The sequence below is a fragment of the Pseudomonas sp. BCA17 genome (genome assembly GCF_004519405.1).
Taxonomy (GTDB): domain Bacteria; phylum Pseudomonadota; class Gammaproteobacteria; order Pseudomonadales; family Pseudomonadaceae; genus Aquipseudomonas.
The window spans coordinates 286,880-308,376 of record NZ_SGWI01000008.1 but is presented as its reverse complement, the minus strand read 5'-3'; the positions used below and the strand labels follow the sequence as shown (position 1 = coordinate 308,376).

At 57.0% G+C, this 21,497-nt stretch carries 18 protein-coding genes and 2 tRNA genes; 2 read left to right on the top strand and 18 right to left on the bottom strand.

Features of this window, described 5'->3' with window-relative positions:
* The 10 genes from nusA to rlmE all read right to left on the bottom strand — a co-directional run bounded on the left by nusA (position 1) and on the right by rlmE (position 8,598).
* Complete coding sequence (nusA, locus tag EXW71_RS25935) at positions 1 to 1,482, bottom strand: transcription termination factor NusA (RefSeq protein WP_096513508.1); 1,482 nt, start codon at positions 1,480 to 1,482, stop codon at positions 1 to 3.
* A gap of 47 nt (positions 1,483 to 1,529) precedes the next feature.
* Positions 1,530 to 1,988: a ribosome maturation factor RimP gene (gene rimP, locus EXW71_RS25930; RefSeq protein WP_032806314.1), complete on the bottom strand. Its 459-nt coding sequence runs from the start codon at positions 1,986 to 1,988 to the stop codon at positions 1,530 to 1,532.
* Positions 1,989 to 2,128: 140 nt separating this feature from the next.
* A tRNA-Met gene (locus EXW71_RS25925) sits at positions 2,129 to 2,205 on the bottom strand.
* A gap of 96 nt (positions 2,206 to 2,301) precedes the next feature.
* A tRNA-Leu gene (locus EXW71_RS25920) sits at positions 2,302 to 2,387 on the bottom strand.
* A 22-nt stretch (positions 2,388 to 2,409) separates the two neighbouring features.
* A complete protein-coding gene (gene secG, locus EXW71_RS25915; protein WP_010206600.1) occupies positions 2,410 to 2,793 on the bottom strand; it encodes a preprotein translocase subunit SecG in 384 nt (127 codons plus the stop codon).
* Between the two features lie 4 nt (positions 2,794 to 2,797).
* Positions 2,798 to 3,553, bottom strand: coding sequence for a triose-phosphate isomerase (gene tpiA, locus EXW71_RS25910; protein ID WP_123715851.1), 756 nt, complete (start codon positions 3,551 to 3,553; stop codon positions 2,798 to 2,800).
* Between the two features lie 66 nt (positions 3,554 to 3,619).
* Positions 3,620 to 4,957, bottom strand: coding sequence for a phosphoglucosamine mutase (gene glmM, locus EXW71_RS25905; protein ID WP_134660615.1), 1,338 nt, complete (start codon positions 4,955 to 4,957; stop codon positions 3,620 to 3,622).
* Positions 4,958 to 4,973: 16 nt separating this feature from the next.
* Positions 4,974 to 5,828: a dihydropteroate synthase gene (gene folP / locus EXW71_RS25900; RefSeq protein ID WP_134660614.1), complete on the bottom strand. Its 855-nt coding sequence runs from the start codon at positions 5,826 to 5,828 to the stop codon at positions 4,974 to 4,976.
* Positions 5,829 to 5,836: 8 nt separating this feature from the next.
* Positions 5,837 to 7,747, bottom strand: a complete 1,911-nt coding sequence (ftsH, locus tag EXW71_RS25895) for an ATP-dependent zinc metalloprotease FtsH (protein ID WP_134660613.1) — start codon at positions 7,745 to 7,747, stop codon at positions 5,837 to 5,839.
* A 200-nt stretch (positions 7,748 to 7,947) separates the two neighbouring features.
* Positions 7,948 to 8,598 (bottom strand): 23S rRNA (uridine(2552)-2'-O)-methyltransferase RlmE, encoded by a 651-nt coding sequence (gene rlmE, locus EXW71_RS25890; protein WP_010206606.1) that lies wholly within the window; start codon positions 8,596 to 8,598, stop codon positions 7,948 to 7,950.
* Positions 8,599 to 8,703: 105 nt separating this feature from the next.
* Between rlmE and EXW71_RS25885 the strand changes: the two genes are divergently transcribed.
* A complete protein-coding gene (locus tag EXW71_RS25885; RefSeq protein WP_010206607.1) occupies positions 8,704 to 9,012 on the top strand; it encodes a YhbY family RNA-binding protein in 309 nt (102 codons plus the stop codon).
* A 6-nt stretch (positions 9,013 to 9,018) separates the two neighbouring features.
* Here EXW71_RS25885 and EXW71_RS25880 read toward each other — a convergent pair whose 3' ends face one another.
* The 8 genes from EXW71_RS25880 to grpE form a co-directional block, all read right to left on the bottom strand.
* Positions 9,019 to 9,423, bottom strand: coding sequence for an MFS transporter (locus EXW71_RS25880; protein ID WP_123715848.1), 405 nt, complete (start codon positions 9,421 to 9,423; stop codon positions 9,019 to 9,021).
* A 28-nt stretch (positions 9,424 to 9,451) separates the two neighbouring features.
* Positions 9,452 to 9,928: a transcription elongation factor GreA gene (gene greA / locus EXW71_RS25875; RefSeq protein ID WP_033898259.1), complete on the bottom strand. Its 477-nt coding sequence runs from the start codon at positions 9,926 to 9,928 to the stop codon at positions 9,452 to 9,454.
* Entirely contained in the window at positions 9,925 to 13,146 is a 3,222-nt protein-coding gene (gene carB, locus EXW71_RS25870; RefSeq protein ID WP_123715847.1) for a carbamoyl-phosphate synthase large subunit, read from the bottom strand. Before carB ends, greA begins: the two co-directional genes overlap by 4 nt.
* Positions 13,147 to 13,252: 106 nt before the next feature.
* Positions 13,253 to 14,389 (bottom strand): glutamine-hydrolyzing carbamoyl-phosphate synthase small subunit, encoded by a 1,137-nt coding sequence (carA, locus tag EXW71_RS25865; protein WP_123715846.1) that lies wholly within the window; start codon positions 14,387 to 14,389, stop codon positions 13,253 to 13,255.
* Positions 14,390 to 14,648: 259 nt separating this feature from the next.
* Positions 14,649 to 15,455: a 4-hydroxy-tetrahydrodipicolinate reductase gene (gene dapB, locus EXW71_RS25860; RefSeq protein ID WP_123715845.1), complete on the bottom strand. Its 807-nt coding sequence runs from the start codon at positions 15,453 to 15,455 to the stop codon at positions 14,649 to 14,651.
* 10 nt (positions 15,456 to 15,465) lie between these two features.
* On the bottom strand, positions 15,466 to 16,590 hold the full coding sequence (gene dnaJ, locus EXW71_RS25855) for a molecular chaperone DnaJ (RefSeq protein ID WP_123715844.1): 1,125 nt from the start codon (positions 16,588 to 16,590) through the stop codon (positions 15,466 to 15,468).
* 318 nt (positions 16,591 to 16,908) lie between these two features.
* On the bottom strand, positions 16,909 to 18,825 hold the full coding sequence (gene dnaK, locus EXW71_RS25850; RefSeq protein ID WP_123715843.1) for a molecular chaperone DnaK: 1,917 nt from the start codon (positions 18,823 to 18,825) through the stop codon (positions 16,909 to 16,911).
* 102 nt (positions 18,826 to 18,927) lie between these two features.
* Positions 18,928 to 19,488 carry a nucleotide exchange factor GrpE gene (grpE, locus tag EXW71_RS25845; protein WP_123715842.1) on the bottom strand — a complete coding sequence of 187 codons (561 nt, stop codon included), beginning with the start codon at positions 19,486 to 19,488 and terminating at the stop codon, positions 18,928 to 18,930.
* Positions 19,489 to 19,742: 254 nt separating this feature from the next.
* Between grpE and recN the strand changes: the two genes are divergently transcribed.
* Positions 19,743 to 21,416, top strand: coding sequence for a DNA repair protein RecN (recN, locus tag EXW71_RS25840; RefSeq protein WP_123715841.1), 1,674 nt, complete (start codon positions 19,743 to 19,745; stop codon positions 21,414 to 21,416).
* Positions 21,417 to 21,497 lie beyond the last annotated feature (81 nt).

Genomic DNA, 21,497 nt, shown 5'->3' with positions numbered 1-21,497 from the left:
TTACTCGAACCAATGGGCTCGGGCGGCCATGATCAACTTGCCGGCACGATCATCGTCAATGCCGTCGATGTCGAGCAGATCGTCAATAGACTGCTCGGCCAGGTCTTCGCGGGTAATTACGCCGCGCACCGCCAGTTCCATCGCCAAATCCTTGTCCATACCCTCAAGCGAGAGCAGGTCTTCGGCCGGATGGGCGTCTGCCAGCTTTTCCTCAGTAGCGATGGCTTTAGTCAACAAACGATCCTTGGCCCGAGCGCGAAGCTCGTTGACGATGTCTTCGTCAAAGCCGTCGATGTTGAGCATTTCTTCCAACGGTACGTAGGCAATCTCTTCCAGGCTGGTGAAGCCTTCATCTACCAGCACCTGAGCCAGTTCTTCGTCGACTTCCAGCTCGTCGATGAAGTTGCGCAGGATGTCACCGGTTTCAGCTTGCTGCTTAGCCTGGATGTCCGATTCGGTCATCACGTTCAGGGTCCAGCCGGTCAGTTGGCTGGCCAGACGCACGTTCTGACCACCACGACCAATGGCCTGAGCCAGATTGTCTGCGCCAACGGCGATGTCCATTGCATGGGCATCTTCGTCAACGATAATTGCCGCCACTTCAGCCGGCGACATGGCGTTGATCACGAACTGCGCCGGGTTGTCGTCCCACAGGACGATATCCACACGCTCACCGCCCAATTCGCCCGACACTGCCTGGACGCGCGAACCGCGCATACCAATGCAAGCGCCCTGCGGGTCGATGCGTTTGTCCTTGGAGCGGACCGCGATCTTGGCGCGCGAACCCGGGTCGCGGGACGCAGCCATGACTTCGATCAGGCCTTCGGCGATTTCCGGCACTTCGATACGGAACAGCTCGATCAGCATTTCCGGCGCAGTACGCGACAGGATCAACTGAGGGCCGCGGTTCTCGGTGCGGATTTCCTTGAGCAACGCACGCAGACGCACGCCGACACGGAAGGTTTCGCGAGAGATGATGTCTTCGCGGGCCAACAACGCTTCGGCGTTGTTACCCAGGTCAACGATCACATTGTCGCGAGTCACTTTTTTCACGGTACCCGAGATGATTTCACCCAGGCGCTCGCGATAGGCGTCAACGACTTGAGCGCGCTCAGCTTCGCGAACCTTCTGCACGATGACCTGCTTGGCGGTCTGTGCAGCAATACGGCCGAATTCGATCGACTCGATCTTTTCTTCGACGACATCACCGACCTTGGCGCCAGGATGCGTTTCGGCAACCTTGCTCGGCCAGGTTTCGATGGCCGGATCATCAAGATCGGCTTCTTCGACAACCGTCCAGCGACGGAAAGTCTCATAGGCACCGGTGTGGCGGTTGATTTCCACACGCAGATCAACTTCGTCTTCAAAACGCTTTTTGGTAGCAGTGGCCAGGGCCAGCTCCAGCGCCTCAAAAATCACGCTTGCCGGTACACCCTTTTCATTGGATACCGACTCAACAACCAGCAGTACTTCTTTGCTCATCGTACGCCTCGCCTTTCGCAAGCCATTGGATCCGCGGGATCCGCGTCTCAGTCAAAACTGGGAATAATGTTGGCCTTGTCGATCATATCGATCGGCAACAGGAACTCATGGTCTTCTACCTGCACCACGACATCCTGTTCTTCTACACCGCGCAGAAGGCCCTGAAAGTTGCGTCGCCCTTCAAAGGGAGATCGCAGCCTGATCTTCACTTGTTCACCGGCAAATTTTGCAAACTGATCAATAGTGAACAGTGGGCGTTCCATGCCTGGCGAGGAAACTTCGAGGGTGTATTCAACGGAGATCGGATCTTCAACATCCAGCACACCGCTGATCTGACGGCTGACAATGGCACAATCGTCCACCAGCACGCCGCCCTCTTTATCGATATAAACGCGCAACATTGAGTGGCGACCTTGAGCCGAAAACTCAATACCCCAGCATTCATAGCCTAGGGCCACGACCACCGGGGCCAACAAGGCCTGCAACTCTTCTAGCTTGCTCGACACCTGAACCCCCTCGTGCATGTATGTGCATGCTGTGCAAAATAAAAAAATGGGCGAAACGCCCATCCTTGAAACGCCGTCGAACAGCGGCGTTGAAAGTGTCCAGCTAACAAAAAGCCCCTTAAAAGGGGCTCCGCTAAAACTGGTTGCGGGGGCCGGATTTGAACCGACGACCTTCGGGTTATGAGCCCGACGAGCTACCAGACTGCTCCACCCCGCGACAAAGCTGGGGCGGAAGTATACGACCGATCCCTTACAGGGTCAATGTAACCTTCCACCTACAAGAAAGCCCGCAACAGCGGGCTCTCCTGATAATTGGTACCGAGAAGGGGACTCGAACCCCTACACCCTATGGGCACAACCACCTCAAGGTTGCGTGTCTACCAATTCCACCACCTCGGCAATACAGCGTTTACAACCCTTCTTACTTCTGCTCTTGAGCTGGAGGTACGTCAGTCGCTGGAGTAGCCGACTTTTGCTCTTGAAGCACCGGTACATCATCAGAAGCCGGTTTTGCTTTTGGTACTTCCAACACCGCTGGGTTTGGCAAACCTACTTGAGTCAGCACATGAGCTTTCTCTTTAGCAAAGTAACCTAACCCTAAGCTGGTTATGAAGAAACCTGCGGCAAGTATAGCAGTAAACTTACTAAGAAAGGTAGAGGAACCTTGGCTTCCGAATACAGTATTTGAAGCACCTGCACCGAAAGACGCACCAGCATCCGCACCTTTACCCTGTTGCAACAAAACCAGGGCAACTACGCCCAGGGCAGCCAACAGATGAAAAACGACTACGACTGTTTCCAGCATTTTTTCAGTTTCCCGCGGCGCGACAGATCGCACCGAACTCATCTGCATTCAGGGAAGCTCCACCAATGAGCCCCCCATCGATATCCGGCATGCCGAACAGTTCGACCGCATTGGCCGCCTTCACGCTGCCGCCGTATAGAAGACGCACACCTTGTGCGACTTCAGAATTCTCTGCCGCCAACTGCGCGCGAATGGCTGCATGCACATCCTGCGCTTGTTGCGGTGTAGCAGTCAGCCCGGTGCCAATGGCCCAGACCGGCTCATAAGCAATTACCGCTCTTGCAAATGCACCAACACCCAACTCTTCTATGATGCTGCCCAGCTGACGCGAGACAACTTCAAGAGTCTTGCCCGACTCACGCTGCTCAAGGGTCTCCCCTATGCACAACACCGGAATCAAGCCACAAGCCTGTGCTGCTGCGAACTTGCGATTGAGTGTTCCATCACGCTCGCCCATCATCTGACGGCGCTCGGAGTGCCCGACAAGCACATAGGAACAACCTGCATCAACCAGCTGACTCGGCGAGATCTCTCCGGTCAAAGCACCTTGCATGGGCTCCACCGCAGAGTTCTGCGCGCCGACCTGAATCGACTTGCCCTTCAAGCCGTCAATCACTTGATTGATATGCAAGCAGGGCGGGAAAACCGCAACATCAACACCGCTAGGCAAGGCCAAATGACGAAGGCCATTGATCAGCTCAGCGACACTGGCGCGGGTACCGTGCATCTTCCAGTTACCAGCTACCATAGTGCGACGCATGCTGTACCCCGTCGGTCAAAGTGGGCGCAGATGTTACCCAACCACACCCTCACTGGCAAGCCGAATTCAGCCGCAAACTTCAGTTACCAGTTTTGCCAGATCCTCGGCATGACCGCGAACCTGAATTTCATCATCACCTTCGACCATAACGCGCACCAGGGGCTCTGTGCCGGACTTACGCAGCAGCACACGCCCACGCCCCGACATTGCCAGGGTTACGCGCTCGCAAGCCTCCTTGACGGCTGGATGTTCGATTGGATTTTCACCACCGGCAAAACGCACATTGAGCAGAACCTGCGGACACTTGCGCAGCGCCTGGCGCGCTTGAGCCAGGCTCTCATCACGACGGCGCAGCGACAACAAAACCTGCAAGGCAGCAATAATCGCGTCACCCGTGGTGGTGTGCTGGAAGCAGACAACATGCCCGGAATTCTCGCCACCCACCTGCCAGTTGCGCTCCAGCAACTCAGCGATGACATAACGATCACCCACATTGGCACGCACGAAGGGAATACCCAGATCAGCCAAGGCCAGTTCCAGGCCAAGGTTACTCATCAACGTGCCGACGACACCACCTTGCAGCTTGTTACGCTCGTGCAGGTCACGGGCAATGATGAACAACAGGTCATCACCGTCGACCACGGCACCCGTGTGATCCACCATCAGAACCCGGTCGCCATCACCGTCAAAAGCGATACCCAGATCGGCATGCTCCGCCAGGACTGCGGCCTGCAGTTGACCCATATGGGTGGATCCACAGTTTTCATTGATGTTCAAGCCGTTGGGCTGGGCCGACAGCACCGTCACATTAGCCCCCAACTCCTTGAACACGCTTGGCGCCACTTTGTAGGTGGCCCCATGGGCACAGTCCACAACGATCTTCAGCCCAGCAAAATTGGTACTGCTAGGTACGCTGCTCTTGCAAAACTCGATGTAACGACCAGAAGCGTCGTTGATACGCGATACCTTACCCAGCTTACCGGACTCGACCACAGTCATTGGTGCATCCAAAAGCTCCTCAATCATCAACTCGATCTCGTCTGGCAGCTTGGTACCCTGCCCCGAGAAAAACTTGATGCCATTGTCATCATGAGGATTGTGCGAGGCGCTAATCACGATACCGGCTTCAGCGTGAAACGTACGCGTCAGGTAAGCGATCGCCGGCGTCGGCATAGGCCCCAGCAACATCACATCAGCACCCGCGGCGGATAAACCGGCTTCCAGTGCAGACTCAAACATATAACCCGAAATGCGGGTGTCCTTACCGACCAGGATGCGGCACGCGCCCATGCTGCGGAACGCCATACCTGCCGCCCAACCCAGTTTCAGCATAAAGTCAGGAGTAATAGGGAATTCGCCGACACGGCCACGAATGCCGTCGGTACCAAAATATTTTTTAGTCATAAGTGCTCCATCATTCTTATTCGGCGGATTCTACAGCTTCGATCATTCGCACCACGTCGACTGTCTCTGCGACATCATGCACGCGCAAAATACGCGCACCCTTGGCCACTGCGAGCGCCGCGAGCGCAAGACCGCCATAAAGCCGCTCACCCACCGGGCGATTCAAGGCCAGCCCTATCATGCTTTTACGCGAAACACCGACCAACAGAGGCCGGTCAAGCGCGTGCAAGGACTCCATGTGCTTAAACAGGCTCAAGTTGTGTTGCAATGTTTTGGCAAAGCCAAAACCAGGGTCGAGGATGATCTTCTCAGGTTCAATGCCCACAGCGACGCATTGAGCAATACGCTCAGCAAGAAACCCACTGACCTCACCCACCAGGTCATTGTATTGAGGACGGTCTTGCATATTGCCGGGCTCGCCCAGCATATGCATCAAGCAGACCGGCAGACCGGTAGCCGCTGCCGCATCCAATGCGCCATCACGCCTGAGAGATCGTACGTCATTGATAAGTCCCGCCCCCAGACGTGCCGTTTCGCGCATGACGGCCGGGGTCGATGTATCAACCGAGATGATCACATCCAGTTCGCGCGCAATAAGCTCGACGACCGGGGCCACCCGCTCCAGCTCCTCCAACGGAGAAACCACACGAGCACCAGGCCGAGTCGACTCGCCGCCGACATCGATCAGGGTCGCACCAGCGGCCACCATTGCTTCGGCATGACGCAAAGCAGCGTCCAACTGGCTGAAGCGGCCGCCATCGGAAAAGGAGTCGGGAGTTACATTAAGAATACCCATCACATGGGTGTGGGCCAAATCAAGAACCCGGTTGCCGCAAGGCAACCGGGTGGAGGAGGACAACGCAGAAGTCATTTCAAACCTTAATGGTCAGCTGCAGGGCCGCCGATCGGGGTTTCAGGGCGTTCATTCTGTACCACGGGCGGAGTGCCCGAGGTGCCCGAACCACCTTCCCAATCGCGAGGCTCACGAGGTGGACGCCCCGCCATGATGTCGTCGATCTGGTCGGCATCAATGGTTTCATACTTCATCAGCGCATCAGCCATCGCATCAAGCTTGTCGCGATTGTCGGTCAGGATCTGCTTGGCAGTGCCGTAGCACTGGTCAATGATGCTGCGTACTTCAGAGTCGATCAGCTTGGCTGTCTCGCCGGAGAAGCTGGCATTCTGACCACCACCGCCACGCCCCAGGAACACTTCGCCCTCTTCCTCTGCATACATCAAAGGACCGAGTTTTTCCGACAAGCCCCACTTGGTGACCATGTTCCGCGCAATCTGGCTGGCACGCATGATGTCGTTAGAGGCGCCGGTGGTTACGCCATCGAAACCAAGGGTCATTTCTTCAGCAATCCGACCACCGTACAGCGAGCAGATCTGGCTGATCAACGCACGCTTGGAAAGACTGTAACGATCCTCTTCCGGCAGGAACATGGTGACACCCAGCGCACGGCCACGAGGGATGATCGATACTTTGTAGACCGGGTCGTGCTCAGGCACAACGCGACCGACAATGGCGTGACCCGCTTCGTGATAAGCCGTGTTCTGCTTCTCTTTTTCGGACATGACCATTGATTTGCGCTCTGCGCCCATCATGATCTTGTCTTTCGCCAACTCGAACTCTTTCATTTCGACGATGCGCTTGCCGGTACGAGCAGCGAACAAAGAGGCTTCGTTCACCAGGTTGGCCAAGTCAGCACCGGAGAAGCCTGGAGTACCACGGGCAATCACCGCCGGAGCCACGTCATCGCCCATCGGTACCTTGCGCATGTGCACTTTAAGGATCTGTTCGCGACCACGGATATCCGGCAGGCCGACGACAACCTGACGGTCGAAACGCCCCGGACGCAACAGCGCAGGGTCGAGTACGTCCGGACGGTTAGTGGCAGCGATGACAATGATGCCGTCATTCATTTCAAAGCCGTCCATCTCAACCAGCAACTGGTTGAGCGTCTGCTCACGCTCATCATGACCGCCGCCCATGCCAGCGCCACGATGGCGACCGACAGCATCGATTTCGTCGATAAAGATGATGCATGGCGCGTGCTTCTTGGCCTGTTCGAACATATCGCGAACACGGCTGGCACCGACACCGACGAACATTTCGACGAAGTCAGAACCGGAAATGGTAAAGAACGGCACCTTCGCTTCGCCGGCAATAGCCTTGGCGAGCAAGGTTTTACCAGTACCAGGAGGACCCACCATCAATACGCCGCGAGGAATGCGGCCACCCAGGCGCTGGAACTTGCCCGGATCACGCAGGAACTCGACCAGCTCACCCACTTCTTCCTTGGCTTCATCGCAACCTGCAACGTCAGCCAATGTGGTTTTCACTTGATCCTCGGAGAGCAGGCGTGCCTTGCTCTTGCCGAAGCTCATCGGCCCGCCCTTGCCTCCCGCGCCACCTTGCATCTGGCGCATGAAGAACATGAATACGGCGATGATCACCAGGATCGGGAAGCTCGCTACGAGGAGCTGAGTCCAGATGCTCTGCTGTTCAGGCTGCTTGCCTTCAACCACTACGTGATTATCCACCAGGTCGCCAATCAGACCGTTGTCCTGAATGGCCGGACGAATGGTCTTGAAGCTGTCACCATCGTTGCGTTTGCCGGTAATCACGTAGCCATCAACCGCTACGCGCTCGACCTTGCCATCCTTAACTTGCTGGATGAAGTCGGAATAGTTGAGGGTCTGCGGCTCGTTAGGGCTGGAGAAGTTGTTCATCACCGTCACTAGGACAGCCGCGATGATCAACCACAGGATCAGATTCTTTGCCATATCGTTCAATTAACTACCCTCTGAAGCAAGCTCCGCTACTGGCGCGCGCTTCGCATGATATTCACCGGCCTAACTTACTACATTACCTACAACTCTGGCAGGCGCCGTCTGTAACCCTTTGTGAAACTTTGACTACACAATATTCGTAAAGCTTCGTGACGAAAGCGATATAAAAAAACCTATCGACTCCCTTGAAACCTTCAAAGACGCTCATCGCTGGCGGCGCCTTCGATACCGCGGAACCCCCGCGCCAACAGATATTGCTCGCGAGACCGGTCCCGGGAAGAGTCTGGCTTGCGCATTTGCACCTTGTCGAACAGCTTGCGGATGTTCTTGTGATACTCGTCGAAGCCTTCACCCTGGAAAACCTTGACCAGGAAATCACCACCCGGACGCAATACCCGTCCCGCCAGATCCAATGCCAACTCGCAAAGGAACATGGCTCGTGGCATATCGACAGCCGGTAATCCACTCATATTGGGGGCCATGTCGGAAATCACAAGGTCTACCTGCGAATTTCCCACCGCCTCCAGGATCTCGGCCAGTACGGCATCCTGAGTAAAGTCGCCATGTACGAAGGTCACGTCCGGGATACTGTCCATCTCAAGAATATCCGACGCAATCAACCGACCTTGCCCACCAATCAGCCGACTGGCCACCTGGGACCAGCCGCCGGGAGCGGCGCCCAGGTCGATGACGCTCATGCCGGGACGAAACAATTTGTCCTTGTCCTGAAGCTCCAGCAACTTGTAGCTGGCACGGGAACGATAGCCATCCTTTTGCGCCTTCTTGACGTAAGGATCGTTGAAATGCTCTTGCAGCCACTTAAGGCTAGTTTTGGAACGGGCCACGGGCCACCTCGAAAATAAAACGGGTCGTGATTAACTGGGCGGTCCCGGACTCGCTCGGGTAAACTGGCCGCCGCTTTTTACAAGATCAGACGCAGGGGTCAGATTATGCCGCTCACTCAAGAGCAGAAGAAACAGTACAAATCCATTGGCCACCATCTGAAACCAGTTCTGATTGTGGCAGACAACGGTTTGACTGAAGGTGTATTAGCCGAATTTGAACGCGCACTGAACGATCATGAGCTGATCAAAATCAAGGTCAACATCCTTGATCGCGAAGCACGCCTGGCCGCCATTGCTGAGTTGTGCAAGGTTGGCAAAGCGGACCTGGTTCAGGTCATCGGCAAGATGGCGCTGCTGTATCGCAAGAATTTCAGCGTCAACAAGCAACTGTCGAACGTTCATCGCTTCAAGTAACAAGGGTTACGGGCGTGCTTCGCACGCCCTACCACTCCATCCTGGCGCGGGCTGCAAAACCAGCACCAAGCCGGAGAACCCTAGCACAAGATAACTGAATAGCTGCCAGCGCAACGCTTCCGGCAGCCACACATGCACCACGCAAAACATTGCGCATGCATACAGCGCCATCAACAGCAGTTGGCCGCGAATATCCTGCCACAAACTTCCCAAGCCTTCGGCCTTGATCAGCACCAGCACCTGGAGCGTCACGCACGCCGCCGCAAAACCCACCAGCAACGCACTAAGCAATCCATCGATTTCATCGATCAGCAACGGCGCCAGACCGATCAGGCCCAGCACCGGCAACACGCCAATGTGAAACAACCACAGGCCACCCACCCAAAGCATCTGGGCAAGCTGCCAAAGCATGGCGCCCGCACGAAGCGGGCGCCGCCTTTCAGATGTGACGAACTTCAACAATCTCGTACTCGGTTACGCCGCCTGGCGTTTTAACGCTCACCACATCGCCCTCTTCCTTGGCAATCAAGGCGCGGGCCAGCGGGGAACCTACAGATATCTTGCCGAGCTTGAAGTCAGCTTCATCTTCACCAACGATGTGGTAAACCACGCTTTCGTCAGTTTCAACGTTGGCGATTTCAACCGTCGTACCGAAAATCACCTTGCCGGTCTTCGGAATGGTTGTCACATCAATGACCACCGAATTCTGCAGGCGGCCTTCGATGTCGCGAATACGCGCCTCGACCATGCCCTGCTGCTCGCGAGCAGCGTGGTATTCGGCGTTCTCCTTCAAGTCACCCAGCTCACGGGCCGTACCGATGTCCTGGCTGAGCTTCGGACGGACGACCTTGGTCAGGTGGGCGTGCTCCTCTTCCAGGGCCTTGAAGCCCTGGACAGTCATGGGGTATTTGGTCATGCCTTCAATCCTGCGTGTAGATCCTGCAAGCGACGCACGGTCTTTTCCGGACCGAACTTGAGCGCTTCGCAGATAGCTTCGCCAGCAGCAATAGTGGTGGTGCAGTAGATCTTGTGCTGCAAGGCGTTACGACGAATGGAGTAAGAATCCGCGATCGACTGGCGACCCTCGGTGGTGTTGATGATCAGAGTGACTTCGTCATTCTTGATCATGTCGACCACGTGCGGACGACCTTCCGTCACCTTGTTCACGCGACGCACTTTCAGGCCGGCAGCCTCGATCAGCTTGGCGGTCCCGGCAGTGGCCACGACTTCGAAACCCAAGTTGATCAGATCACGGGCCACGCCTGCAACCAGTGGCTTGTCATCATCACGCACGCTGATAAACGCAGTACCACCGGTCGGCAGCACTTCGCTGGCGCCCATCTGGGCCTTGGCGAACGCTTCACCGAAGGTATCGCCCACGCCCATCACTTCACCGGTGGACTTCATCTCTGGGCCCAGGATCGGGTCCACACCAGGGAACTTGGCGAATGGGAACACCGCCTCTTTCACGCTGTAGAAGTTCGGAATGATTTCCTTGGTGAAGCCGATTTCCTTCAGGGTCTTACCGGCCATCACGCGGGCAGCGATCATTGCCAGAGACACACCGATGCACTTGGATACAAACGGTACGGTACGCGAAGCACGCGGGTTGACTTCAATAACGTAGATGTCCTCGCCTTGCAGCGCCAACTGTACGTTCATCAGGCCGACCACACCCAACTCCAGGGCCATTTTCTTGACCTGTTCGCGCATCTCGTCCTGGATGTGAGCCGGCAGCGAGTACGGCGGCAGCGAACACGCGGAGTCACCGGAGTGAACGCCCGCCTGCTCGATGTGCTGCATGATCGCGCCAATCACTACGTCAGTACCGTCACACACAGCGTCCACGTCCATTTCGATGGCGCAGTTGAGGAAGTGGTCCAGCAGCACCGGGCTGTCGTTGGACACTTTCACCGCATCACGCAGGTAACGCTTGAGTTCTTCTTCTTCGTAGACGATTTCCATCGCACGACCGCCCAATACGTAGGACGGGCGCACCACCAGCGGGTAACCGATCTTGCTGGCCGCACGGATAGCTTCGTCTTCACTGCGCACGGTCGCGTTTGGTGGCTGACGCAGGTTCAGGCGCTCAACCATTTGCTGGAAGCGCTCACGGTCTTCGGCACGGTCGATGGCGTCTGGGCTGGTACCGATGATCGGCACGCCGGCAGCTTCCAGGGCACGCGCCAGCTTCAGCGGGGTTTGGCCGCCGTACTGGACGATCACGCCTTTTGGCTTCTCGACGCGGACAATTTCCAGCACGTCTTCCAGGGTCACTGGCTCGAAGTACAGGCGATCGGAGGTGTCGTAGTCGGTGGAAACGGTTTCCGGGTTGCAGTTGACCATGATGGTCTCGTACCCGTCTTCGCGCAGCGCGAGGGCGGCGTGCACGCAGCAGTAGTCGAACTCGATACCCTGGCCGATACGGTTCGGGCCACCACCCAGAATCATGATCTTGTCACGACCCGACGGCGCGGCTTCGCACTCTTCCTCGTAGGTGGAGTACAGGTAGGCGGTGTCGGTGGAGAATTCGGCAGCGCACGTATCAACGCGCTTGTAGACCGGGAAGATCTCCAGTTTGTGGCGATGGGTACGCAGGTTTTTCTCGGTCACGCCCAGCAGTTTGGCCAGACGCTGGTCGGAGAAGCCTTTACGCTTGAGACGGAACATCATGTCGCGGTCGATGCTGGCCAGACCCAACGTCTTGACCCGCTCTTCTTCCTTGATCAGATCTTCAATCTGGACCAGGAACCAAGGGTCAATCATGTTCATGCCGAAGATGTCTTCAACGGTCATGCCGGCGCGGAAAGCATCTGCCACGTACCAGATACGCTCGGCGCCCGGCACGGTCAGTTCGCGCTTGAGCACGCTCATGCTTTCGGGGTTGCTCAGGTCGAGCTTCTCGTCCAGGCCACAAACGCCCACTTCCAGACCGCGCAACGCTTTCTGCAGGGATTCCTGGAAAGTACGGCCGATGGCCATGACTTCACCCACCGACTTCATCTGGGTGGTCAGGCGTGCATCGGCCTTGGCAAATTTCTCGAAGGCGAAACGCGGCAGCTTGGTCACGACGTAGTCGATGGACGGCTCGAAGGACGCCGGGGTCTTGCCACCGGTGATGTCATTCGACAGTTCGTCCAGGGTGTAACCCACAGCCAGCTTGGCCGCGACCTTGGCGATCGGGAAGCCGGTAGCTTTCGAAGCCAGGGCCGACGAGCGGGATACGCGCGGGTTCATTTCGATCACGACCATGCGGCCGGTGTTCGGGCAGATGCCGAACTGAACGTTGGAACCGCCGGTTTCAACACCAATCTCGCGCAGTACTGCCAGGGAGGCATTACGCAGGATCTGGTATTCCTTGTCAGTCAGGGTCTGTGCCGGAGCCACGGTGATCGAGTCACCAGTGTGCACGCCCATCGGGTCGAAGTTTTCGATGGAGCAGACGATGATGCAGTTGTCCTTCTTATCGCGGACAACCTCCATCTCATACTCTTTCCAGCCGATCAGGGATTCGTCGATCAGCAGCTCTTTGGTCGGCGACAGGTCCAGGCCACGGGCGCAGATTTCTTCGAATTCTTCACGGTTGTAGGCGATACCGCCACCAGTTCCGCCCATGGTGAAGGACGGACGGATGATGCACGGGAAGCCCAGGGTCTCGAGGACCGCGTTGGCTTCTTCCATGCTGTGGGCGATACCGGAACGCGGACAGGCCAGGCCGATGGACTTCATGGCCTTGTCGAAACGCGAACGGTCTTCAGCCTTGTCGATGGTGTCGGCGTTAGCACCGATCATCTCTACGCCAAATTTTTCCAGGACGCCTTCGCGCTCCAGGTCCAGGGCGCAGTTCAGAGCAGTCTGGCCGCCCATGGTCGGCAGCAGCGCGTCCGGACGCTCTTTCTCGATGATCTTGGCAACGGTCTGCCACTTGATCGGTTCGATGTAGGTAGCGTCGGCCATGGCCGGGTCGGTCATGATGGTGGCCGGGTTGGAGTTCACCAGGATGACGCGGTAGCCCTCTTCGCGCAGTGCCTTACAGGCCTGGGCGCCGGAGTAGTCGAACTCGCAGGCCTGGCCGATCACGATCGGGCCAGCGCCGAGAATCAGGATGCTTTTTATGTCTGTACGTTTTGGCATGGGTTTGTCACTCAAATCCGCAGGTCAGTCGGCAAGCCGTCTTGAACAATCTTTGGAGAGCCTGCGGGGGGCCACCAGGGTTTGGGGCCGCCCGCGGGTCGCTCAGTCAGCGTCGCTTGGCCATCTCATTGATGAAACGGTCGAACAGCGGCGCTACGTCGTTCGGGCCCGGGCTCGCTTCAGGGTGGCCCTGGAAGCTGAACGCACTCTTGTCGGTGCGCTCGATACCCTGCAGGGAACCGTCGAACAGCGACTTGTGAATAGCGCGGACGTTGCTCGGCAGGGTTGCTTCATCCACCGCAAAACCGTGGTTCTGGCTGGTAATCATGACAACGCCAGTATCCAGGTCTTGCACAGGGTGGTTGGCGCCGTGATGGCCGTGACCCATTTTCAGAGTCTTGGCGCCGGAGGCCAGGGCCAGCAACTGGTGACCGAGGCAGATACCGAATACCGGAATTTCGGTCTCCAGCACTTCCTTGATCGCCTGGATGGCGTAGTCGCAAGGCTCAGGATCGCCTGGACCGTTGGACAGGAACACGCCGTCCGGTTGCAGAGCCAGCACATCGCTGGCCGGGGTTTGTGCCGGGACCACGGTCACACGGCAGCCGCGCTCAACCAGCATGCGCAGGATGTTGTACTTGACGCCGTAGTCGTAGGCCACAACGTGATACGGCAGATCAGCAGCTTCGATCGTTTCGTGGCTGTCGGTCTTCAAGTCCCAGACAGTGGAGCGCCATTCGTACTTCTCTTTGACGCTGACGACTTTCGCCAGGTCCATGCCTTTCAGGCCAGGGAAGCCTTGGGCTGCGGCAATCGCCGCCTCTTCGGAGATATTGTCACCGACCATGATGCAGCCGTTCTGCGAGCCTTTTTCACGCAGGATGCGTGTCAGGCGGCGCGTATCGATCCCGGCGATCGCCACAACGTTGTTGGCTTTCAGGTAATCGGACAGCGACATCGTGTTACGCCAGTTGCTCGCAACCAGCGGCAGGTCACGAATCACCAGGCCGGCCGACCAGACACGATCCGACTCGACGTCTTGCGGCGTAGTACCCGTGTTGCCGATGTGAGGATAGGTCAGGGTAACGATCTGCTGGGCGTAGGAAGGATCGGTAAGGATTTCCTGATAGCCGGTCATGGCGGTGTTGAACACCACCTCTCCAACGGTCTGACCGTCGGCTCCAATGGCTTCGCCGCGAAAAATGCTGCCATCAGCAAGGGCGAGTATGGCTGGCTTAGTCAAGAAGACCTCCCGTAAATAAAGCCTGAAAGGGCGATCGCAGGTTGTAAAAAAGCGGAGTGACGTATGGACACGTCACCCCGCTTCTTCACTGAATTATTCTGCGCGCTTTTAGTGGACACACTAAAGCTGTAGCTTACAGAAAAAGGCTTTTTTGGTCCACCGCTAATGAGCCTTAAAGGCAGGGGAATGCGACAGGACGTCGCCTAGCGGGTAAAAACGGAGCCAAAGCATAAGCGTGAGGCCCCGTTTTAGCTACTGATTAGTGCAGATCCAGCACGTCACGCATGTCGTAAAGGCCAGGCTCGCGACCTTCCAGCCAAAGCGCAGCACGCACTGCACCCTTGGCAAAAGTCATGCGACTGGATGCCTTGTGAGTGATTTCCAGGCGCTCGCCTTCAGCAGCGAACAACACGGTGTGATCCCCCACCACATCACCACCCCGAACGGTGGCAAAGCCAATGGTGTCATGCGCGCGCGCACCGGTATGGCCTTCGCGGCCGTACACAGCGACTTTCGACAGGTCACGCCCCAGGGCATCGGCAATCGCCTCCCCCATACGCAACGCAGTACCGGACGGCGCATCGATCTTGTGGCGGTGATGAGTCTCGATAATCTCGATATCCGCCTCATCCCCCAGAACGCGAGCCGCCAGATCCAGCAACTTGAGCGACAGGTTCACCCCTACACTGAAGTTGGCAGCGAAAACGATAGGAATGTCCTTGCCCGCCTCAACCAACAACTGCTTCTGCTCGGCACTCAAGCCGGTGGTACCGATCACCATAGCCTTGCCGGCCTTGCGGCAGAACGACAGGTTCTTCAGCATCACATCCGGCAGCGTGAAATCGATCAATACGTCGAATTCATCAGCCACCTGCTCCAGATTACCGGACAGCGAAACACCGATTCGCCCCAACGAGGCCAGCTCACCCGCATCCGCACCGATCAGCGTGCTGCCGGGACGGACGATTGCTGCGGTCAACCCGGAAGCCGGCGAGCGTTGCTGCACCGCCTCGACCAGCGTCTTGCCCATGCGCCCTGCAGCGCCCATTACGGCTATACGTCGCATACTCACTTCCTTACAGGTCGCCGAAGAAGCGCTTCACGCCATCGAAAAAGCCAGTGGTCTTCGGAGAATGGGAGTCGTCCCCCTCCAGCGAGCTGCGGAACTCTTCCAGCAATTCACGCTGACGACGATTGAGATTGACCGGCGTTTCCACCGCCACACGGCACATCAGGTCACCAGCACCGCCGCCGCGCACCGGTGCAACGCCTTTGCCACGGATACGGAACTGCTTGCCGGTCTGCGTACCTTCAGGAATCTTGAGTTTCACACGCCCATCAAGCGTAGGAATCTCGAGCTCGCCACCCAAGGCCGCATCGACAAAACTGATCGGCACTTCGCAGAACAAGTGCTTGCCATCGCGCTGGAAGATCGAGTGCTCGCGCACATTGATCACCACGTACAAGTCACCCGTAGGGCCGCCCTGAGTACCCGCTTCGCCTTCGCCCGACAGACGAATACGATCACCGGTATCCACACCCGCCGGCACTTTCACCGACAGGGTTTTGTACTCTTCGACACGACCTTCGCCGTGGCAGGAGTCGCATGGGTCGGAAATGATCTTGCCCTGGCCATGGCAGCGCGGGCAGGTCTGCTGCACCGAGAAGAAACCTTGCTGCATGCGGACCTGGCCAATACCACCACAGGTCGGGCAGGTGATCGGCGAGGAGCCCTTCTTGGCACCGGAGCCATCGCACGGTTTGCAATTGACCAGCGTCGGCACACGGATATTGACGCTGGTGCCGCGCACGGCTTCTTCCAGGTTCAGCTCCAAGGTGTAGCGCAGGTCGCTGCCACGCTGGGCGCCACCACGCTGACCACCACGGCCGCCGCCAAAGAAGTCACTGAAGACATCGCCGAAGATATCGGAGAAGTTCTGACCACCAAAACCGCCACCACCACCGCCCATGCTAGGGTCGACACCGGCATGGCCATACTGGTCGTAGGCCGCACGCTTGTTAGGGTCAGACAGACATTCGTAGGCTTCGTTAGCCTCTTTGAACAGTTCTTCGGATTCTTTGCTATCCGGATTACGGTCAGGGTGATGCTTCATCGCCAGGCGACGGTAAGCCTTCTTCAGGTCCGCCTCGCTGGAGCCGCGCTCCACACCCAATACTTCGTAATAGTCACGCTTTGCCATAAGTCTTTGCACTCTTAAGGACGTTCAGCCAGACCCTCCTGAGCCTTGCCAAACTCGTTGAGCCCCAATACAGGCCCGGACCCAACTCACGTCAATTCAACGATCCTGGTCATTACTGCTTTTTAGCCGGAGTCCCAGCCAAAAGCGCGGTATTTACTGCTCGGAAAGCAGGAGCATTCCCGATCACACCGCCAGCATCCGAACGCTGTCGCATACTGTAAAAATTCGCATACCCCAGACACACCAACGCGGGAGCAAGCTCCCGCGCGGCGACATCCTACCAGTCACCGCTTGATAGCGGTCAACCGGGCGACCAACTTACTTCTGGTCTTTGACTTCTTCGAACTCGGCATCGACAACATCATCGTGCTTGGCTTCAGGCTCTGCATGTTGCGCAGCGCCGTCTGCCGGCTGACCTTGCTCAGCGTACATTTTCTGAGCAACCGGCGCGGAGACTTTCGACAGCTCCTCAACCTTGGCTTCGATGGCAGCCTTGTCGTCGCCTTTGACAGCGGCTTCCAGAGCAACCACGGCAGCCTCGATCGCGGCCTTCTCTTCGGCAGTCACCTTATCGCCAGCATCAGCGACCATTTTGCGCGTCGAGTGAACCAAGGCATCACCCTGGTTACGGGCACCGGCCAATTCGGCAAACTTGGCATCCGCGTCAGCGTTGGCTTCGGCATCACGAATCATCTGTTGAATTTCTTCATCAGACAGGCCGGAGTTGGCCTTGATGGTGATCTTCTGCTCTTTGCCGGTCGCCTTGTCTTTCGCGCCTACGTGCAGAATGCCGTTGGCGTCGATATCGAAGGTCACTTCGATTTGCGGCACGCCACGTGGTGCTGGTGGAATCTCGGACAGGTCGAACTTGCCCAGGGATTTGTTCTGCGCAGCCTGCTTACGCTCACCTTGCAGCACGTGAATAGTCACGGCGCCCTGGTTGTCGTCGGCAGTCGAGAACACTTGCGATTTCTTGGTAGGAATCGTGGTGTTTTTCTCGATCAGCGCAGTCATCACGCCGCCCATGGTTTCAATACCCAGGGTCAGCGGGCTGACGTCCAGCAACAACACGTCTTTCACGTCACCGGCCAGGACCGCGCCCTGGATGGCAGCACCCATGGCAACCGCTTCGTCCGGGTTCACGTCTTTACGTGCTTCCTTGCCGAAGAACTCGGTTACTTTCTGCTGAACCAGTGGCATACGGGTCTGACCGCCAACCAGGATCACGTCGTTGATGGAACCAACGTCGATACCTGCGTCTTTCAGTGCAATGCGGCAAGGCTCGATGGTGCGTTGAACCAGGTCTTCAACCAGCGCTTCCAATTTGGCGCGGGAGATCTTCACATTCAAGTGCTTAGGACCGGTGGCATCTGCAGTGATGTACGGCAGGTTCACGTCAGTCGACATGCTCGAGGACAGCTCGATCTTGGCCTTTTCAGCAGCTTCTTTCAGGCGCTGCATCGCCAGCGGGTCACCCTTGAGGTTCATGCCGCTTTCTTTCTTGAATTCGTCAACGAGGTAGTCGATCAGACGAATGTCGAAGTCTTCACCACCCAGGAAGGTGTCACCGTTGGTGGCCAACACTTCGAACTGGTGCTCGCCGTCAACTTCAGCGATCTCGATCACGGAAACGTCGAAAGTACCGCCACCCAGGTCATAAACGATCACAGTGTGGTCGCCCTTGGCCTTGTCCATACCGTAAGCCAGAGCGGCTGCAGTTGGTTCGTTGATGATACGTTTTACGTCCAGGCCCGCGATGCGGCCGGCGTCTTTGGTCGCCTGGCGCTGGCTGTCGTTGAAGTAGGCCGGAACGGTGATCACCGCTTCGGTGACGGTTTCGCCGAGGTAGTCTTCGGCGGTTTTCTTCATCTTTTTCAAGACTTCAGCCGAAATCTGCGGTGCAGACATCTTGTTGCCATTTACTTCAACCCAGGCGTCACCGTTGTCGGCCTTGGCGATTTTGTAAGGCACCATCTTGATGTCTTTCTGTACGACTTCTTCGTCGAACTTACGACCGATCAGACGCTTTACCGCATACAGCGTGTTATGCGGGTTAGTTACAGCCTGACGCTTGGCCGACTGACCAACAAGGATTTCACCGTCGTTGGCGTAAGCAATGATCGACGGCGTGGTACGCGCGCCTTCGGCGTTTTCAATAACTTTTGCAACGCCGTTTTCCAGCACGGAGACGCAGGAGTTGGTGGTCCCCAGGTCGATACCGATAATTTTGCCCATGATTTACTCTCCAGAAACTTGAATTTGGATGCCGCAGCAGTGGTGGCTAACTGCGGTAGCACTTAAACGCTTGACTTATAGATGGGGCCGTTACGACTGATTTCAAGCCTGCTCATCAATAGAAGGTGAAACCGGTGCGGGAGCCTTGCTCACCACCACCATTGCCGGGCGCAGCAAGCGACCGTTGAGCAGGTAACCCTTCTGGAATACTTTCAACACACTGTTAGGCTCAAGGTCATGGCTCTCCTGCATGGCCATGGCTTGGTGATGCTCAGCGTTGAACGGTTCGCCGCCCTGCGGATCCACAGCTTCCAACTGATAACGCTTCAGGGTGTCCTGGAACATTTTCAGGGTCAGCTCGATCCCTTCGCGCATCGGACGGATGTTTTCGTCGTCTGGGTTGGACAACTCGAGACCACGCTCCAGGCTGTCGATAATCGGCAGCAAGTCACTCGCGAATTTTTCCAGTGCGAATTTGTGGGCCTTTTCTACATCCTGCTCGGCACGGCGGCGGACGTTCTGCAGATCAGCGGCAACACGCAAAGACTGATCCTGCGCAGCGGCCAATTGCTCTTCAAGCACTTGTACACGAGTTGCCAGCTCATCGCCGACAGCCGAATTGGCGTCTGGAGTTTGCGTATCCTGCGTCTGTTCGTCAGCCATAGATTTCTCCTTTCAAAATCATGCGCGAACTCAACTCGCGCTTCTGTTCCGGTATATGGGGCCACAATTTTCAGGTTCAAGGGCGCAGGCGTTACCAAAAGTCTTTCAAAAGACTCGGATCATTTCCGTCACCCTCATTCCGCATTGCGCTAAAAAACAAAAACTCCCAAGCAAATCGAGCTAAGCGACAGGATTGTCAGCCCCGAACAAAACACTGTATAAATAACCAGACTTAAAGCTTGGGAGCGGCCGTCATGCTGGTGCACCTGTCCGTACATAACTACGCCATTGTTGAACACCTTGATCTTGAACTCGATCGCGGGATGAGCGTAATCACAGGCGAAACCGGCGCCGGCAAGTCCATCATGCTCGACGCCCTAGGCTTGACCCTGGGCGACCGGGCCGACAGTGGCGTAGTTCGTCCCGGCGCGGAAAAGGCCGATATCCTGGCCACCTTTGATCTGGCGGACATCCCCGAAGCCGAAGCCTGGCTGACTGAGCGCGACCTCAATAATGAAGGCCCGTGCATCCTGCGCCGAGTCATCACTGCCGAAGGGCGCTCACGCGGCTATATCAATGGCACACCCTGTCCCCTTGGCGACTTGAAAGCCCTGGGCGAACTGCTGATCGATATCCACAGTCAGCACGAACACCAATCCCTGCTGAAAACCGACACCCACCGTCGCTTGCTGGATGAATACGCCGGCGCTACCGACCTGGCCCGCCAAGTGCAACTGGCCGCCCAACGTTGGCGCCAGACCCGCCAGGAGCTGGAGAGCCTGTCCAACTCAGGCGACGAACAGCGCGCTCGCCACCAGTTGCTCAGCTATCAACTTGAAGAACTGGAAAGCCTGGGCCTGGGCGAGACAGAGCTGGAACAACTGGAACAGGAACACAAGAACCTCACCAATGCAGAAACCCTGCTGGGTATCTGCCGCCAGGTAGTGGAGCAATGCAGCGAGAGTGATTCCGGCAATGTGCTCAATGCACTCACGGCCAGCCTCAATCGCCTGTCCAGCGTAAACAGCGCATCCGGCTCATTAAGCGAAGCCACCACGCTACTGACCAGCGCACAAATCCAGGTCGAGGAAGCTGTGGGTGAACTGAACCGCTTCCTGGATCACTTTGATGCCGACCCTGCTCGTCTCCAGGAAATAGAAGAACGCCTGGACACCATTTATACGCTGGCACGCAAACATCGGATCCAACCCACTGAAGTGGCGGCGATGCAGCAGAAATTGCTGGATGAGATCGAAACCCTGAACGCAAACGACGAGTCCATCGAACGCCTCGGTGAAGAACTCGCTTCATTTGCCCGTCATTACCATGAGAAAGCGCGAGAACTGAGTGACCTGCGCCATCAAGCTGCCACTGGGCTGGCCAGCGCGGTAGAGCAGGAAATCCAGCGCCTGGGCATGCCTGGCGGCCGCTTTACCATCGAATTGCACACGAACACCAGCCATGAACTGCAACCCCATGGCCTGGAGCAGGTGGAGCTGCTGGTCAGCGCCAACCCGGGACAACCGCTCAAGGCCCTGGCCAAGGTCGCTTCCGGCGGCGAGCTCTCGCGTATCAGCCTTGCCATACAGGTGATAACGGCCCAGACCTCACGCGTACCCACCTTGGTGTTCGACGAAGTGGATGTGGGGATCGGCGGGCCGACTGCAGAGATTGTTGGCCAATTATTGCGACGTTTGGGAGATCGCGGCCAGGTGCTTACGGTGACGCACTTGCCGCAAGTGGCCGCTCAAGGGCACCAGCACCTATTCGTGCACAAAGTGCGCGGCAGTGATGCAACGCATACGGCGGTGTCCAAGCTGAACAAATCAGAACGTGTGGAGGAAGTGGCACGCATGCTGGGGGGCATAGATTTGACCAAAGAGTCTTTGGCCCACGCAAAGAAAATGGTGGTAGCCGCAAAGGCTTAACCAAGTCTTTCTCTTTATATAGAAAACGCGAAGGCGACCCTGAGGTCGCCTTCGGTCGTTACGCAGAGTGAATCTGCGTCG